This is a genomic window from Micromonospora sp. TSRI0369 (genome assembly GCF_001905625.1).
GTDB classification, from domain to species: domain Bacteria; phylum Actinomycetota; class Actinomycetes; order Mycobacteriales; family Micromonosporaceae; genus Micromonospora; species Micromonospora echinospora_A.
Genome location: NZ_LIVU01000003.1, coordinates 242719 through 259097 on the forward strand (window position 1 = coordinate 242719; position 16379 = coordinate 259097).

A 16379-nucleotide genomic window follows, 5' to 3' on the forward strand; every position below is an offset into this window, starting at 1 on the left:
CACGTTTGCGGAGCGATTTCGGTAGGTTCGTCGCATGAGTGAGGACACGTTCCGATCGGTGGAGATCGAGCGCACCAGCGTGGGCAGATACGTGGCGCGCAACGCCCGTGGCGGCGAGATGTCGATGGGTACGGGGGAGGACGCGACCTTCACGCCCGTGGAACTGCTGCTGGCGGCGCTCGGCGGCTGCACAGCCGTCGATGTCGACCTGGTGACCAGCCGGCGCGCCGAACCGACCCGGTTCGCCGTCACGGTGAGCGGTGACAAGATCCGTGATCCGGAAGCCGGAAACCGGATGCGGAACCTCACCGTCACCTTCGCTGTGGCGTTTCCGGCCGGCGCGGACGGTGACCGGGCCCGCGACGCCCTGCCGCGATCTCTGCGGCAGTCACACGACCGGCTCTGCACCGTCTCCCGCACTCTGGAGATGGGCACTCCCGTCTCCCTCGTGGACGCGAGCGACCCGGGCCCGGCCGAGCCGCGGTGACCGACGGAGGCCCGGTGTCGCCAGGGCCGATCCGCCGGGACTGTTAGCGCTAACCACCGCCGCTGCGGTTTTTCGACGTGTGCGGCGATCCGACCGTAAGCAAGCCTTCCGAAAGCTTCGAGCCTGCCATCACCTTGACAGTCGTCTATGTTATCGAAAACATGATTGGTATCCCGGACGTAACGCCGCTGCCATGATCGTTCGCCCCGTGTTCGTGATCTCGAGAGCGGAGGCGACCAAGCGCAGGAGGTTTCGGTGGCAGGGACCGCTCAGACGACACGGACGGTTGCGGTGGCGGTTTCGGCCGCCCTGGCCCTCGGCGCGGGCGTGCTGGCCGGGGTGCCGCCCGCGTCGGCGGCGACGGTGGACACGACCGCGTCGTACGTGTTCGTGAACCGGCACAGTGGCAAGGCGATGGACCTGTACGACTGGTCGACGGCGGAGAACGCGCCGGTGAACCAGTGGACGCGCAATGACCTCGCGGTGCAGCAGTGGCAGTTCGTGGACGCCGGTGGCGGGTTCTACAAGGTGCGCTCCCGGCACAGCGGCAAGGTGCTGGAGTTGCCGAGCGGCGGCGACGGCACCCAGTTGGTGCAGTCCACCGACCGGTCCTCGGCCACCCAGCAGTTCCGGCTCCAGGACTCCGCCGGCGGGTTCGTGCGGTTCGTGAACCGGCAGTGGGGCAAGGTGATCGACGTGTGGGGCTGGTCCACCGCCGACGGTGGCCGGCTCGCCGGTTACTCCGACCTGGACGGCGCCAACCAGCAGTGGCAGCTGATCCGACTGGGCGGCGGGACACCGACCAGCCCGGCGCCGACCACTCCGGCGCCGGCCTATCCGCAGCCCGGCCGGGTCACCGGCGACATCGGCGTGCACGACCCGACAGTGGTCAGACGACCCGACGGCACCTACCTCGTCGCGCACACCGGTGACGACATCGCGTTGAAGACCTCCACCGACCGGGTGGCCTACCGCAACGCGGGCACCGTCTTCCCCGGTGGCGCGCCGTGGACCACCACGTACACCGGCGGCTCGCGCAACCTCTGGGCGCCGGACCTGTCGTATCGCAACGGGCGCTATCACCTGTACTACTCGGCCTCGACCTTCGGCTCCAACCGCTCGGCGATCTTCCTGGCCACCAGCGCCACCGGAGCCGCCGGGAGCTGGACCAACGAGGGGCTGGTCGTCGAGTCGAGGACCACCGACGACTTCAACGCCATCGACCCGAACCTCACCGTCGACGACCAGGGCCGCTGGTGGCTCACCTTCGGCTCGTTCTGGTCCGGCATCAGGATGATCCCGATCGACCCGGCGACCGGGCGCAGGCTCGGCACCGCCATGCACGGGCTCGCGAACTACGGCCCCGGCATCGAGGCACCAGTCCTGGTCAAGCGCGGCGCCTGGTACTACCTGTACGTCTCGTTCGACAGATGCTGCCAGGGCGCCGCCAGCACGTACCGGATCATGGTCGGCCGTTCGGCGAGCCCGACCGGGCCGTTCGTGGACCGCGACGGCCGGGACATGCTCGCCGGGGGCGGCACCCAGATCCTCGCCTCGCACGGCAGCGTGCACGGGCCCGGCCACCAGGCGGTCCTCGCCGACACCGACGGCGACGTCCTTTTCTACCACTACTACGCCGACAACGGCGCGTCGCTGCTCGGCGTCAACCGCATCGGCTACGACGCCGCCGCCTGGCCCTACGTCTACTGACCCGGGACCCGGACCACCCCCGACGACCTGGCCCACCTGGGAGGGCACATGCCGCTTCGACACCTGCTCCGCACGGCCCGCCGCCGAGGGGCCGGCGCGGCGCCCGCCGACGCCCCCGCCCGCCGGCGCCTGCGGCCGATGCTGGCCGCGGCACTCGCGGCGCTCGCCGTGACCGCCGGTCTGCCGGTGACCGGGCCCGTGCAGGCCGCGCCGGCCGTGAACCACACCAACCCGCTGGTGAACCAGCGGGCCGATCCGCACATCGTCAAGCACACCGACGGCTACTACTACATGACCGCGACGGTCCCGGAGTACGACCGGATCGTGCTCCGGCGGGCCACCACCCTGCAAGGGCTGGCCGGCGCCGCGGAGACGACGATCTGGCGCCGGCACACCAGCGGGGAGATGGGCGCCCACATCTGGGCGCCGGAGATCCACTTCATAAACGGCAAGTGGTACGTCTACTTCGCCGCCGGACGCACCGACGACGTGTGGCGGATCCGGATGTACGTGCTGGAGAACGCGAGCGCGAACCCGCTGTCCGGCTCGTGGACCGAACGCGGCCGGATCACCACGCCGTGGGACACGTTCAGCCTGGACGCCTCGACGTTCGTGGTGAACGGGGTGCGGTACCTGACCTGGGCCCAGCAGGAACCCGGCATCTCCACCAACTCCAACGTCTACCTCGCCCGCATGGGCGCCAACCCGTGGCAGATCACCGGCACGGTGACCCGGCTGGTGGTCCCGACGTACGACTGGGAGACCCGTGGTTACCGGGTCGCAGAGGGTCCGACGGTGATCCAGCGCAACGGCCGGGTCTTCCTCACCTACTCGGCGAGCGCCACCGACGCCAACTACTGCCTCGGCATGCTGACCGCGTCCGCCGGCGCGAACCTGCTCGACGCCGCCGCCTGGGCCAAGAGCCCGAACCCGGTGTTCGCCAGCAGCGCCGCCACCGGCCAGTACGGCCCCGGGCACAACTCCTTCACCGTCTCCGAGGACGGGCAGAGCGACATCCTGGTCTACCACGACCGCAACTACCGGGACATCAGCGGCGACCCGCTCAACGACCCGAACCGGCGGACCCGGATCCAGAAGCTCTACTGGAACGCCGACGGCACCCCGAACTTCGGCATCCCCGTACCCGACGGGGCTACCCCCATTCGGCTGCGGTCACACGACCTGACCACGAGCTACGTCCGGCACTACGACTACCGGGCCCGGGTCGAGCCGAACGTGACGAACCTGGCCGACTCGCAGTTCCGCATCGTCCCCGGCCTCGCCGGCGGCGGATCGGTGTCCCTGGAGTCGACGAACTTCCCCGGCTACTTCCTGCGCCACCGGGCCTTCGCCCTCTACGTCGAACGCGACGACGGCTCGGCCCTGTTCGACAACGACGCGAGCTTCCAGCGCCGCCCCGGCCTGGCCGCGGCCGAGGCGCTCTCGCTCGAATCGCAGAACTACAGCGGCCGGTACGTCCGCCACCGCGACGGACTACTCCAGCTCGAAGCGGTGAACACCAGCGCCGACCGGGCCGCGGCCACCTTCCACCTGGAGTAGGCGCCCGGAGAAACCGTCACGCCGCATTCGGCGTACCCCTTTTGGAGGTCCACGATGCTCAACCCCGCAGTGACGTCGCCGCCCGGCGCCCCACGCCGCCGTGCCGGCCTGGTGCTGGCCCTGGTGGCGGCGCTGGCCGGCGCGGTCGGCGTCGCCGTGGTGGCCGCGCCGCCGGCGCAGGCCGCCACCATCGACACCAGCGCCTGGTACGTGCTGGTCAACCGCAACAGCGGCAAGGTCCTCGACGTCCGGGACACCTCGACCGCCGACGGCGCGGTGATCCAGCAGTGGTCCCGCAACGACGGCGCGTGGCAGCAGTTCCAGTTCGTCTCCTCCGGCAGCGGCTACTACCGCCTGCGGGCCCGCCACAGCGGCAAGGTGATCGACCTGTGGGAGTGGAACGTCGCCGACGGCGCGGAGTACCGGCAGTGGCCCGACCTCAACGGCACCAACCAGCAGTTCCAGGTCCTCGACTCGGACAACGGCTACATCCGCCTGATCAACAGGCACTCCAGCAAGGCCCTGGAGGTCTGGGAGCGGTCGACCGCCGACGGCGCCCGGATCAGCCAGTACACCGATCTCAACGGCGCCAACCAGCAGTGGCAGCTGGTCCCGATGGGTACCGGCACACCCACCACGCCGCCGCCGAGCACCGGGTGCGGCAGCGGCTCGTACCAGGCCGAGGCGGTGCTGAACGGCGGCACCTGGACGGCCCGCAACGGATCGTCGACCGTGTACACCGGCTCGGACATGCTCGCCGCTATGCAGGCAGCGGTGAACTCGCTGTCGGCGGGACGGACCGCGAAGCAGCGGGTGGTGGTGCGCGGCTCCGGCTCGATGAGCGCGGGCTCGCGGTTGTCGCTGCCGTCGTACACGACGCTGGCGGTCTGCGGCACGATCAACGTGACCGGCTCGGGATCGGGCGACTACGCGCCCGTCTACTCCCGCGGCACCACCGACGTCGAGGTGCAGAACCTGACGCTCACCGGTGCTCCGCTGTACGGGATCTTCATGCGCAACGTGAACAACCTGACGCTCGGCCAGATCGACATGCGGCTGTCCGGCGGCTTGGGGGTGCGGATCGACAACCACGGCGGCGACCGGGCGGTCAAGGTGCGCAACGTGCGCATCGACACCGTGTACGTGTCAGGGACCGGCGCGCACGGCGTCGAGACGTACGGCGTCGACGGCCTGACGATCGGCACCGTCACCGCGCGCAACACCGGATACTCCGGTCTGCTGCTCAACGACACGATCAACGCCACCGTCGGCACCGTCGACGCGCAGGGCGCCGGCACCGGAACCGGCTACGCGGCGTTCCGGATGGCCAACCGCAACGGCCGGGTGGGCAACTCGTACCCGACGAACATCCGGGTCGGCACCGTCATCGCGTCCGGTGGCGGCCGGGGGATCTTCTGCGTGTCGGAGTCCGGCGGCGCGGTCATCGACCGCGTGACGATCTCCAACACCGGCAACAACTCGATCCTCGTGGAGAACTGCTACAACGTCACGATCGCCGGGGTGTCCGGCACGGTGACCGGCGGCGGCGAGGTCCGCATCGCGTCCCGGACCGAGTTCCCGATCTCCTCCGGCATCCGCTTCCAGAACCTCACTGTCACCAACACGAACATCACCCAGAGTCCCTGCGGCGGAGCGAACAACACGATCAGCAACGTCACGCGGGTCAACTCGACGCTGACCTGGTGTTGAGCGCCGCAGGCGTACCCCCGCACCACCCACCCACCACCACCGTCCACCGGAGGAGTTCCCGTGACAACGGCTCTCACCACCACCGAAAGGCGCCGGCGGCACCGCTGGCGGTCCCTGGTCGCCGCCGCCGGCGCCCTCGTCGTCGGCACCGTCGGCGCGGTCGTCGCGTCGCCCTCGGCCGAGGCGGCCACCATCGACACAGGCGCGTACTACGTGCTGGTCAACCGCAACAGCGGCAAGGTCCTCGACGTCCGGGACACCTCGACGGCCGACGGCGCGGTGATCCAGCAGTGGTCCCGCAACGACGGCGCGTGGCAGCAGTTCCGCTTCGTCAGTTCCGGCAGCGGCTACTACCGCCTGCAGAACCGCAACAGCGGCAAGGTCGTCGACCTGTGGGAATGGAACACCGCCGACGGCGCGGAGTACCGGCAGTGGCCCGACCTCAACGCGACCAACCAGCAGTTCCGGGTCCTCGACTCGGACAGCGGCTACGTCCGCCTGATCAACAGGCACTCCAACAAGGCGCTCGAGGTCTGGGAGTGGTCCACCGCCGACGGCGGCCGGATCTCCCAGTACGCCGACCTCAACGGCGCCAACCAGCAGTGGCAACTCGTGCCGATCGGGGGCGGCAGCCCTGGGACGCCCCAGACCGGGCTGGTCGGCTGGGCCACCCAGAACGGTGGCACCACCGGCGGCGGCAACGCCGCCGTCACCACGGTGACCAGCGCGTCCGCCCTGTCCAGTGCGCTCGGGTCGTCCAGCGCCGCGGTGATCCGGGTGTCCGGCACGATCTCCTGCTCCGGCATGCTGCGGGTCCGCTCCAACAAGACGATCCTCGGCAACGCCGGCGCGACGATCTCCGGCTGCGGATTCACAGTCAGCGGCGACCGCAACGTCATCGTCCGCAACCTGAACTTCCGCAACTGGAGCGATGACGCCATAAACGTCGAGCAGTCGGCCACCAACATCTGGATCGACCACAACAGCTTCACCAACGGGTACGACGGCGCTGTCGACATCAAGCGCGGCTCCGACTTCGTCACCGTGTCCTGGAACCGCGTCTACGGTCACGACAAGTCGATGCTGCTGGGCCACAGCGACGACAACGGCAGCCAGGACGTCGGCCACCTGCGGGTCACCTACCACCACAACTGGTTCGACGGCTCCAACCAGCGCCACCCGCGGGTGCGCTTCGGCAACCCGGTCCACGTCTACAACAACCTCTACAGCAACGTCGGCGGCTACGGCGTGGCGTCGACGATGAACGCCGGGGTGCTCGTGGAGGGCAACTACTTCGAGAACACGGCCGACCCCTACCACCGGGGCGAGGGCTCGTCCGGTCCCGGTTCCCTGGTCGCCCGCAACAACTGCTTCGTCAACTCGGGGGCCGGGCAGGCCGGTGGCAGCGTCGCCGGCATCCCGTACCCGTACACGCAGGACGCCGCCTGCGACGTGAAGGCCGTCGTGACGGCGGGCGCCGGGGCCGGACGGATCAGCGTCTGACCGCGCGCTGCTGGAAGGTGGGCCGGCCCGGGTTCGCTCTCGGGCCGGCTCAGCCGCGCGGCGTCCGGGTGGACGAGGTGGTGCCCGGCGTCGACCCGGACCGGGCCACCAGCGACCCCAGCAGGCGCAGGTTGTCGTGCGACGGGCTGCCGGGATCGGTGGTGTAGATGAACAGCGTCTGGTCCGGGTCGCCGGGCATCGCGAGGGCCTCGTAGCGAAGGGTGATCGGCCCGACCTCCGGGTGGCGCATCCGCTTGGTGCCGTACGTGCGCTCGTGCACGTAGTGCCCGTTCCACCAGGTACGGAACTCCGGGCTCCTGATGGTCAGTTCGCCGACGAGCCGGCTGAGCTGTGGATCGTCGGGATTGCGGCCGGCGTACAGACGCAGGGTGCCGACCACCTCGGCGGCCACAGTGGGCCAGTCCAGGAAGGCGTCGCGGGCGCCCGGGTCCAGGAAGATCCACCGGATGTAGTTGCGCTGCCGTGGCGGCAGCAGTGTCCAGTCGGTGAGCAGCGCACGGGCGAGGGCGTTCGACGCGAGCACGTCGGTGCGGCGTCCGAGGACGAGCGCCGGGTGCTCGGTCATGGAGGCGATCAGCTGGTGCATCGCCGGACGTACCCGTTGGGCGGGCGTCTCCTGGTTGCCGCGCCGGACGGGCCGCGCCAGGTCGGCGAGGTGGGCTCTGGCGGCGGCGTCGAGCTGGAAGACCCGCGCGAGGGCCTCGACGACCGCTGCGGACGGGCTGGTGTGCCGGCCCTGTTCGAGCCGGGTGTAGTAGTCGACGCTCACCCCGGCGAGCAACGCCACCTCTTCCCGGCGCAGCCCGCGGACCCGGCGCCCGTGCGTCGCGGGGGCGATGCCCACGTCCTCCGGCGCCAGGGCGGCCCGGCACCGGCGAAGGAACCGGCCGAGGTCTGAGTGTCCCGCCATGACCCAATGATCGGCCGCGAGTGGCGTCCGGCGACACCGTCCGGGTGGGTGTGTCGTTCCCAGGCAGCGCTGGGCCTGCCTCGCCGTGTTCTCGGCCCTTTCTCGTCCGCAGCATGGGATGTGTCCCAGCCGGGACGCCACGGCACCGAGACTCAGGAGCTCTCATGTCCTTCCCGACCACCCGTCCGGCCACCTGGTTCGTCACCGGCACGTCCCGCGGCATCGGCCTCGAACTGGTCCGGCAGCTGCTGGACCGGGGCGACAACGTCGCGGCGACGACCCGCTCGGCCGAGCGGCTCGGCGCGGCCCTCGGTCCGGTCGACCGGGAGCGGCTGCTTCCCCTCGAACTCGACCTGACCGACGAGGCGGCGGTGGCGTCGGCGGTCCGCGCCACCACCGACCGTTTCGGCGCCGTCGACGTCGTGGTGAACAACGCCGGCTACGGCTTCCTCGGCGCGGTCGAGGAAGCCGGCGACGCCGAGGTGCGGAAGATGTTCGAGGTGCAGGTCTTCGGCGTCTGGAACGTGCTCCGCGCGGCCATTCCCGCTATGCGCGCCGCGCGTAGCGGCCACATCGTCAACGTCTCCTCGATCCTGGGCCTCACCGCTTTCCCGGGCTGGGGCCTGTACTGCTCGGCGAAGTACGCGCTGGAGGGCCTGTCGGACGCTCTCGCGGCCGAGGTCGCCGAGTTCGGTATCAAGGTCAACGTCGTGGAGCCGGGCTACACGCGTACCGATTTCCTGCGCACGTCCTCGCTCGGCCTGCCGGCGAGCACCGCCGACGGCTACGGGGCGATCCGCGAGATGACCGAGGCGCACCTGGCGATGCCCGGGAGCCAGCTCGGTGACCCGGTGAAGGCCGCCGCCGCCATCATCGAGGTCGCCGTCGGCGGCGCGGCGCCGCTGCACCAGGTCCTCGGCTCCGACTCCTACGCGCTGGCCAAGGCCCGTGTGGAGGCGCTCGCCGGTGACATCGAGGCCGGCCGCGCGCTCGCGTTCACCACGGACGTCGCCGGCTCCTGACATGCCCGGTGCGGCGTCTGCCGGTCCCCGCCACGGCGGGGACCGGTGGCCTCAGCGGTCCAACGCGGCGGCCAGCGCCTCGGGCCGGCTGAGGGCCAGCAGATGACCACCGGGCAGGCGCCCGGGCGTGACGCCGAGCCGCTGCTGGGCCACCCGGGTCTGGAACTCGGCCGGGAAGAACCGGTCCGCGCTGCCGCACAGGACCTCGGTCGGCACGTCGGGCCACGCGTCCAGCGGCCATGGCTGCGCGAACGGCGTGCCCGACTGCGGTGACCCACCCGCCATGGCCTGCTCGGTGATGTCCTCCGGCACGTCGTGGAAGAAGTACACGAGCGGGTCGAACGGCCCGTCTGGGGAGCGGCCCTCGCGCCGGTCACACTCACGGCGGGCCTGGTCCTGGCCGGTGTTGGTCCACCAGTCGCCGCCGGTCTCACCGGGCGCCGGGATCATCGCGTTGACCAGGACCAGCCGTGCGACAGGCAGCCGGCCGCGGAGCAGTGGCGCGGTCAGGCCGCCCATCGACTGGGCCACCACCACCAGGTCCCCGCGGTCACCGGCGGCGTCGACCACGGTGTCCGCGTACTCCGGCAGTCCCGCGCTGTCGTCCGCGGCCGGCAGGTCGACGGCGATCGCCTCGTGGCCGCGCTGCTTCAGCAGGGGGACCAGGCGGTGCCAGTACCAGGCGTCGCCGCCGGCCCCGGGCACCAGGGTGTACGTCGTCATGGTGCGAATTTAGCACCAGGAAGTGCGGCAGCGATACCATCATCGGCATGGCGCGCGCATACGACGACCCCTGCGGCCTGGCCCGGGCGCTCAACCTGGTCGGCGACAGGTGGGCGTTGCTGATCGTCCGCGAGTTGCTGCTCGGGCCGAAGCGCTTCACCGACCTGCGGCGCGGCCTGCCCGGCGCCAGTCAGAGCATGCTCACCGCCCGGCTCGCCGAGCTGGAGGAGGCGGGAGTGGTACGCCGCCGGCGTCTCGGCCCGCCGGCGGGCGTCCGGGCGTACGAGCTGACCGAATGGGGGCGGGACCTCGAACCCGCCCTGCTGGGCTTGGCCAGGTGGGGGAGCCGGAGCCCGCTGACCTCGTCGGCGCAGCTGAGCGTGGACGCGCTGGCCCTCGCCATGAGGACCACCTTCGACCCGGCCGCGGCGGGCGACTTCGCCGTACGGTGTCAGCTTCTTCTCGACGGCGACAGCCTGCTCGTCACCGTCGAGGACGGACGGTTCGACGTGGTGCGCGCCGACGCCGCCGCCCCCGAGCTGGTGATCCAGACCGGTGCCGGGGTCTTCCGCTCGCTCATCTTCGGCGGCGTGCCATTGCATGCTGCCGACGTCATCGTCCGGGGCGACGGCGAGGTTGCGGCCCGCCTGCTGCGGCTGTTCCGCCGCCCCACGCCGGTCGACGGCCGGGCTGGCGATGCCCTAGAGTGACGGCGCGAACGCGCTCAGCTATTTCTCAGGTGGCGTTGGTAGTCTCCCGGCACGGCTTGATCCATTATGGACGCCGTTGATCTCGTTGTGGCACAAGGGATCCAGATGAACTTCCCACCGGATTCGGGGTGCCGCGCGTCCGGTGGTCGTCGAGGGAGATGTTCGTGGTGTTCAAGAGGATGCTGGGCGCGTTCGGGGTGGGCGGCCCGAGTGTCGACACGGTCCTGGCCAATCCGAGTACGCGCCCCGGCCTGATGCTGGCCGGGCAGGTGAACCTGACCGGTGGCAGCCACGACGTGGAGATCGACCACATCACCGTCGGGCTGGTCACCCGGGTGGAGATGGAGGGCGCCGAGGAGGAGTACGACGCCCTCGTGGAGTTCCACCGGGTCCAGGTCGCCGGTGGTCTGCGCCTGTCCGAGGGGCAGCAGATGTCGCTGCCGTTCCAGGTGGCGATGCCGTGGGAGACGCCGGTGACCGACCTGTACGGGCAGCGCCTGCACGGCATGACGATGGGCCTGCGTACCGAGGTGGCGATCCGCGGCGCCGTGGACAAGGGCGACCTCGACCCGGTGTACGTGCACCCGCTGCCCGTACAGGAACGCATCCTGGAGGGCCTCGGCCGGCTCGGATTCGGATTCAAGGGCGCCGACCTGGAACGCGGGCACATCTCGGGCCTGCGCCAGAGCCTGCCGTTCTACCAGGAGGTCGAGTACTACGCCGCCCCGCAGTACGCCCACGCCGTCAACGAGGTCGAGCTGACCTTCGTCGCGAACGAGTACGGCGTCGACGTCGTGCTGGAGTTCGACAAGCGCGGCGGCCTGTTCTCCGGCGGCCATGACTCCTTCGGCCGCTACCACGTCGCGCACACCGACGCCGACCAGGTCGACTGGGCCGCTCAGGTCGACGCGTGGGTCCGCCAGTCCCTCGACGGCTACCAGAGCATGCACGCCGGCCACGCCTACGGGCAGCCCGCCTACGGCGCGCCCGGCTACGGCGCGCCGGGCTACGGGCACGCCGCGTACGGCCACCACAAGGACGAGCACCACGATCGGCACGGCGGCCCGGGGATGGGGACCGTCGCCGCGGGCGTGGTCGGCGGCGCCGCGCTCGGCTTCGCCGGCGGGATGGTCGCCGACGAGGTGTTCGACTCCTTCGGCGACGACGAGGGCGGCGACGAGGAGTGAGCCATCGGGGGATCCCCGGTGGATCTTCGACGTCGCCAGCGCGGATGCCCGCTGGCCCGGGAAGCTGTCCGGGCCAGCGGGCGCTCGTGTCATGCTCGAAACGATGAGCACCCAGCGTCCGCGCGACACGCGTCCCCTTCGTCGGCCGCGCCGCCGTCCGGCCCGCGTCGCGTTGGTCGCCGGCGTCCTCGCCGCGTTGGTCGCCGCCGCTGTGGTATTGGTGCCACTGCTGCGGCCGCCGGGCCCGCGACCGGCCTTCCAGCTCCCGGTGGCCTGCGGTGAGACGTGGCGTCTCTCGACCTATCCCGGGCACGACGACTACGACATCGACCTGTTCCCGACCAGAGGTGAGGCGTGGGGACGGCCGGTGCTGGCCTCCGCCGCCGGGACCGTCACCGTGGCGGGGATCAACGGTTCTCTGGGTGGCCGTACCCCGCAGGACCCGAACGGGCCGAAGGGGCGGGGCGGCGGCTACTGGGTGAAGATCGACCATGGCGGGAAGTGGGAGACGCAGTACCTGCACCTGCTCGAACCGCCGCTGGTCGAGTCCGGTCAGCGGGTGGCCCGCGGCGATCAGCTCGGGCGGGTCGGCAGCACCGGGAACTCCGGCGCCCCGCACCTGCACTACGAGCAGCGCCGGGGATGGGAGAAGGTGGAGACCCACTTCGACGGCCTGCCGTCCGGCATCACGTCCGACGACCGTGCGTACACGGTGCGCCTGACCAGCGCCAACTGCGACCAGAGACGCCCGTAGCCGGCGCCACCGAAACCTAATTCGGTCGCGGCGGTCGCGACGGTCGGGCAAGGTGGGACTGCATCCGGCGGCGAACCCCCGCCACCAGGACCACGACGAGGAGTGACAATGCGAGCAGCTTCCACGCTCCGGACCCTTGACCGTCCTACCGTGGAGTCCTGCCTTGGCGTTGTTGAACCTCGGAATCGTCGCCCATGTTGATGCCGGAAAGACCAGTCTGACCGAGCGGCTGCTGTACGAGGCGGGCGCCGTGTCCGAGCCGGGCAGCGTCGACGCCGGCACGACACGGACCGACTCGATGGAGTTGGAGCGCCGGCGTGGCATCACCATCCGGGCGGCCGTCACGTCGATCACCATCGGTGATCTGAGCATCAACCTGCTGGACACCCCCGGCCACCCCGACTTCATCGCGGAGGTCGAGCGTTCGCTGGCCGTGCTGGATGCCGCCGTACTCGTGGTGTCGAGCGTGGAGGGGGTCCAGCCGCAGACCGTCGCCATCTGGCGGGCGCTGCGCCGGATCGGCGTACCGACGGTGTTCTTCCTCAACAAGGTCGACCGCCGCGGTGCCGACGTCGGTCGGGCGACGGCCGAGCTACGCCGGCGGCTCGGGGCGCGTCCGGTCCTGCTCACCACTGTCGCCGGCCAGGGCGGACGCGAGGCCCGGGTGCGAGCCGTGCGCCTCGACGCCGAACCGGTGGTGGCGGAGGTGGCGGAGGTCGACGACGCGGTGGCGGCGCGGTGGCTGACCGATCAGCCGGTACGCGCCCGCGACGTCCGGCGAGCGATCCGCGGCGCGGTACGCCGTGGCGACCTGATCCCGGTCGCGTGCGGCTCGGCGATCACCGGAGCCGGGGTGCGCCAGTTGTGCGACGTCCTGGCCGATCTGCTGCCGTACGGCGACACGCGGGACGGTCCGCTGGCGGGCACGGTCTTCGCCGTCGACCGGGACGGCCACGGCCGGCGGGTCTGGTTGCGGTTGTGGTCCGGGCGGCTGCGCGTACGGGACCGGGTGCTGCTCGCCGGAGCCCGACCTCAGACGGTGACCCAGATCGCCGTCATCGAGCCCGAGGGTGTGCTGGTGCGAACGGCGGTGTCCGCCGGTCAGATCGCCGCGGTGCGGGGGGTGTCGGCGCGGATCGGGCAGCACATCGGGCAGCCGCCGCGGCGACACGGCTACCGGTTCCCGCCGCCCACCCGGCAGGCGGTGGTCGAGCCGGTCGAACCGGAGCAGCGCCTGGCGATGTTCGCCGGCCTGGCCGAGCTGGCCGACGAGGACCCGCTGGTGGACCTGCGCCTCGACGAGCAGCAGGCGGAGGCGGTGATCCGCCTGCACGGCGAGGTCCAGAAGGAGGTGCTGGCCGCCCTCATGGAGGACCGGTACGGCGTCCGGGTGCGGTTCTCCGGCACGCTGACCGCCTGCATCGAACGGGTCGCCAGCACCGGCGCCGCCGAGGAGCGGGTGCGGGAGCGCGGCAACCCGTACCTGGCCGGGCTGGGGTTGCGCATCGAGGCCGCCCCGGTCGGGCACGGCATCGAGTTCCGCTCCGGTGTCGAGCGGGGTCGGCTGCCGCCGGCGTTCGTCGCCGCCACGGAGGAAGGCGTGCGGGCCGCGCTGCGGCAGGGCCGGCACGGCTGGCCGGTCACCGACTGCGTGGTCACCATGACGGCCTCGCAGTACCTCCCCCGGCAGAGCAGGCCGCACCAGAAGTTCGACAAGTCGATCTCGACAGTGGCGGCGGACTTCCGCCACCTCGCCCCGGTCGTGGTCGCCGCGGCGCTGCGCCGGGCCGGCACCCGGGTGTGCCACCCGGTCGAGCGGTTCGACGTCAACCTTCCCCAGCAGGCGGTGGAGACGGTGCTGGCGCTGCTCGCCCGGCTCGGAGCGGTCGTCCACGACACCGGCGTCGCCGGCGGATACCTGGAGGTGAGCGGCACCCTGCCGTCCGCGCGGGTCCCGCAGGTCGTCGCCGCCCTTCCTGACCTCACCGGCGGCGAGGCGGTCCTGACCACCACCTTCGATCACTACGCGCCGGTCACCGGTGAGGAGTCTCCGACGTTGCGCCGGCGCGGACCCGACCCGGCCGACCGCGAGGCATGGTTCAGGGCCGTGCCGAGGTAGGCCCGCCTGGGCGCCTGACCGGGCGGCGGCCGGAGCGGTTCCGGGGATAGGATCACCGGCACCCCGCCGCCGCCCGTACCCGCCGGAGCCCCGCTGTCCCAGCAGCCCGCCACCCGTCCCGCCCGGCGTGCCCGCCGGGTGCTGGCCCTGGTGTGCCTGCTCGTGGTGGCCGGGCTGCCGGCCGGCTCGGCGCCGCTCGGCGAGCCCGGGTCGGGGACGCTGCGGGTGCTCCAGATGAACCTGTGCAACAGCGGCCGGGCCGGCTGCTACACCGGCCGGGCCGTCCGCCGGGCCGCCGACGTGATCGCCGCCGAGCGGCCCGACCTGGTCACGCTCAACGAGGTCTGCCGCGACGACGTGGACACGCTGGAGCGCGCGCTGCGGGGCGCCCGTCCCGGCGGCACCGTGGTGTCCGCGTTCCAGGCCGCCGGTGACCGCCCCAACGCCGCCCCCACCTACTGCAACAACGGCCAGCCGTACGGGATCGGGTTGGTGACCCGCCTCGACGCGCGCGGCGCGCGGCCCTCCGTGCACCGCGGCACCTACCCGGCGCAGGATTTCGCCGACCCCGAGGAGCGGGTCTGGCTCTGCCTGCGGGCCGCCGGGCTGCTGCACGCGTGCACCACGCATCTGGCGAACACCAGTGGCGACGTCGCGCTGGCCCAGTGCGCGCAACTGGTCGGCGCGGTGGTGCCGGCGATCCGCCGCGACGGCGGGTACGCGCCGACAGTGCTCGCCGGTGACCTCAACCTCCGCGTCGGCGGCACACCGGACGTGCGCTCGTGCGTGCCGGCGGGCTACCGGCGGATCGACGACGGCGCCCGGCAGCAGATGGTGACGACAGGCGACGTCACCATCTGCTGCCACCGGCCGGTGGACATGCGCGGGACGACCGACCATCCGGCGCTGCTGGCCACGGTGTCGATCGACAGCGCGACCGGGACGGACCTACGGTTTGCGGGCGAGTAGCCCGACGAACGTGTGGTAGGTGTCGGTCTGCTGGGGCGCGGGCGCGTCCGGATCCGGACGCCACTCGGCCAGCGGCACCAGCCCCGGCTCCAGCACCGTCAGCCCGTCGGCGAAGGCGAGGATCTCCTCGTCGGTACGCCAGCGGCCGGTGCCCAGGGACTCGTTGAAGACCCGCTCGACCTCGCGCGCCTTGCGGGAGCCCTCCGGGTCGCGCTCGCCGGGATCGCGGAAGTGCGAGATCGCCACGTAGCTGCCGGACGGCATCGCGTCGATCAGTTCCGCCGCCACCGCGCGCGGATCCTCGTCGTCGCCGAGGTGGTGCAGGATCGCGAAGAGCAGCAACCCGATCGGCCGGTCGAAGTCGAGGAACCGGCGGACGTCCGGGTCGTTGAGGATCTCCTGCGGTGCCCGGACGTCGGCCTGGATCACCGTCGCGGTGCCCTCCGCGGCGAGCAGCGCCCGCCCGTGGGTCAGCACGATCGGGTCGTTGTCCACGTAGACCACCCGGGCCGCCGGGTTGTGCTCGGTGGCGACCTCGTGCACGTTGCCCTGCGTGGGCAGCCCTGAGCCGAGGTCGAGGAACTGGTCGATGCCCGCCTCGGTGACCAGGAACCGGATCACCCGGCGCAGGAACGCCCGGTTCGCCTGGCCGGCGGCCGGCCCGTCCGGCGTGATCCGCAGCGCGTGCTCGGCGACCTTCCGGTCGACCTCGAAGTTGTCCTTGCCGCCCAGGAAGTAGTCGTAGACCCGGGCGACGCTGGGAACGTTGAGGTCGATGCCGGGGGGTGCCGCCTTGTCGCGGGTCACAGGCGTCTCCATTCGATTCGGATCAGCGCCGCCCGTCCGTGGGGGGTTACGGGCGTTTTCGGGGAGTGTAGCGACCGGGCGGCCCGAATTGTGGCCCCGGCTGGTACCGCTCCCACGCCGTCGGGCCGTCACCAGCACGTTCGCCGCGCGACACGCGGAACGCGCCGGACCGGAGCCGGTTCGCCGA

At 71.6% G+C, this 16379-nt stretch carries 14 protein-coding genes; 11 read left to right on the forward strand and 3 right to left on the reverse strand.

The features are described from left to right. Nucleotides 1–34: 34 nt before the first annotated feature. The 5 genes from AMK25_RS09995 (at nucleotide 35) to AMK25_RS10015 (ending at nucleotide 6970) form a co-directional block, all read left to right on the forward strand. Nucleotides 35–487 carry an OsmC family protein gene (locus AMK25_RS09995; protein ID WP_073827893.1) on the forward strand — a complete coding sequence of 151 codons (453 nt, stop codon included), beginning with the start codon at nucleotides 35–37 and terminating at the stop codon, nucleotides 485–487. A gap of 255 nt (nucleotides 488–742) precedes the next feature. Next, a complete protein-coding gene (locus tag AMK25_RS10000; protein WP_073827894.1) occupies nucleotides 743–2197 on the forward strand; it encodes a family 43 glycosylhydrolase in 1455 nt (484 codons plus the stop codon). A 48-nt stretch (nucleotides 2198–2245) separates the two neighbouring features. Continuing rightward, entirely contained in the window at nucleotides 2246–3757 is a 1512-nt protein-coding gene (locus AMK25_RS10005) for a family 43 glycosylhydrolase (RefSeq protein ID WP_073827895.1), read from the forward strand. A 54-nt stretch (nucleotides 3758–3811) separates the two neighbouring features. Then, complete coding sequence (locus AMK25_RS10010) at nucleotides 3812–5467, forward strand: RICIN domain-containing protein (RefSeq protein WP_073827896.1); 1656 nt, start codon at nucleotides 3812–3814, stop codon at nucleotides 5465–5467. Nucleotides 5468–5527: 60 nt separating this feature from the next. Then, nucleotides 5528–6970 carry a pectate lyase family protein gene (locus tag AMK25_RS10015; RefSeq protein WP_083664696.1) on the forward strand — a complete coding sequence of 481 codons (1443 nt, stop codon included), beginning with the start codon at nucleotides 5528–5530 and terminating at the stop codon, nucleotides 6968–6970. Between the two features lie 49 nt (nucleotides 6971–7019). Here the strand turns inward: AMK25_RS10015 and AMK25_RS10020 are convergent, their stop codons facing one another. Then, nucleotides 7020–7901, reverse strand: coding sequence for a helix-turn-helix transcriptional regulator (locus AMK25_RS10020; protein ID WP_073827897.1), 882 nt, complete (start codon nucleotides 7899–7901; stop codon nucleotides 7020–7022). 164 nt (nucleotides 7902–8065) lie between these two features. Here AMK25_RS10020 and AMK25_RS10025 point away from each other — a divergent pair, with 164 nt between their 5' ends. Then, complete coding sequence (locus AMK25_RS10025; RefSeq protein ID WP_073827898.1) at nucleotides 8066–8923, forward strand: SDR family NAD(P)-dependent oxidoreductase; 858 nt, start codon at nucleotides 8066–8068, stop codon at nucleotides 8921–8923. Between the two features lie 51 nt (nucleotides 8924–8974). Here AMK25_RS10025 and AMK25_RS10030 read toward each other — a convergent pair whose 3' ends face one another. Further along, entirely contained in the window at nucleotides 8975–9646 is a 672-nt protein-coding gene (locus AMK25_RS10030; RefSeq protein ID WP_073827899.1) for an alpha/beta fold hydrolase, read from the reverse strand. A 47-nt stretch (nucleotides 9647–9693) separates the two neighbouring features. Between AMK25_RS10030 and AMK25_RS10035 the strand changes: the two genes are divergently transcribed. The 5 genes from AMK25_RS10035 to AMK25_RS10055 all read left to right on the forward strand — a co-directional run bounded on the left by AMK25_RS10035 (nucleotide 9694) and on the right by AMK25_RS10055 (nucleotide 15385). Next, nucleotides 9694–10356, forward strand: a complete 663-nt coding sequence (locus tag AMK25_RS10035) for a winged helix-turn-helix transcriptional regulator (RefSeq protein ID WP_198937494.1) — start codon at nucleotides 9694–9696, stop codon at nucleotides 10354–10356. A 164-nt stretch (nucleotides 10357–10520) separates the two neighbouring features. Next, nucleotides 10521–11543 (forward strand): sporulation protein, encoded by a 1023-nt coding sequence (locus AMK25_RS10040; protein ID WP_073828613.1) that lies wholly within the window; start codon nucleotides 10521–10523, stop codon nucleotides 11541–11543. A gap of 103 nt (nucleotides 11544–11646) precedes the next feature. Next, nucleotides 11647–12297 carry a M23 family metallopeptidase gene (locus tag AMK25_RS10045; protein ID WP_073828614.1) on the forward strand — a complete coding sequence of 217 codons (651 nt, stop codon included), beginning with the start codon at nucleotides 11647–11649 and terminating at the stop codon, nucleotides 12295–12297. A gap of 163 nt (nucleotides 12298–12460) precedes the next feature. Continuing rightward, nucleotides 12461–14416: an elongation factor G gene (locus tag AMK25_RS10050; protein WP_073827900.1), complete on the forward strand. Its 1956-nt coding sequence runs from the start codon at nucleotides 12461–12463 to the stop codon at nucleotides 14414–14416. 138 nt (nucleotides 14417–14554) lie between these two features. After that, the gene (locus AMK25_RS10055; RefSeq protein ID WP_073827901.1) at nucleotides 14555–15385 is read left to right on the forward strand and encodes an endonuclease/exonuclease/phosphatase family protein; all 831 of its coding nucleotides are present in this window, start codon (nucleotides 14555–14557) and stop codon (nucleotides 15383–15385) included. Here the strand turns inward: AMK25_RS10055 and AMK25_RS10060 are convergent. Beyond that, entirely contained in the window at nucleotides 15365–16192 is an 828-nt protein-coding gene (locus AMK25_RS10060) for an SAM-dependent methyltransferase (protein ID WP_073827902.1), read from the reverse strand. The two genes, AMK25_RS10055 and AMK25_RS10060, sit on opposite strands and share 21 nt — an antisense overlap. Nucleotides 16193–16379: the final 187 nt, after the last annotated feature.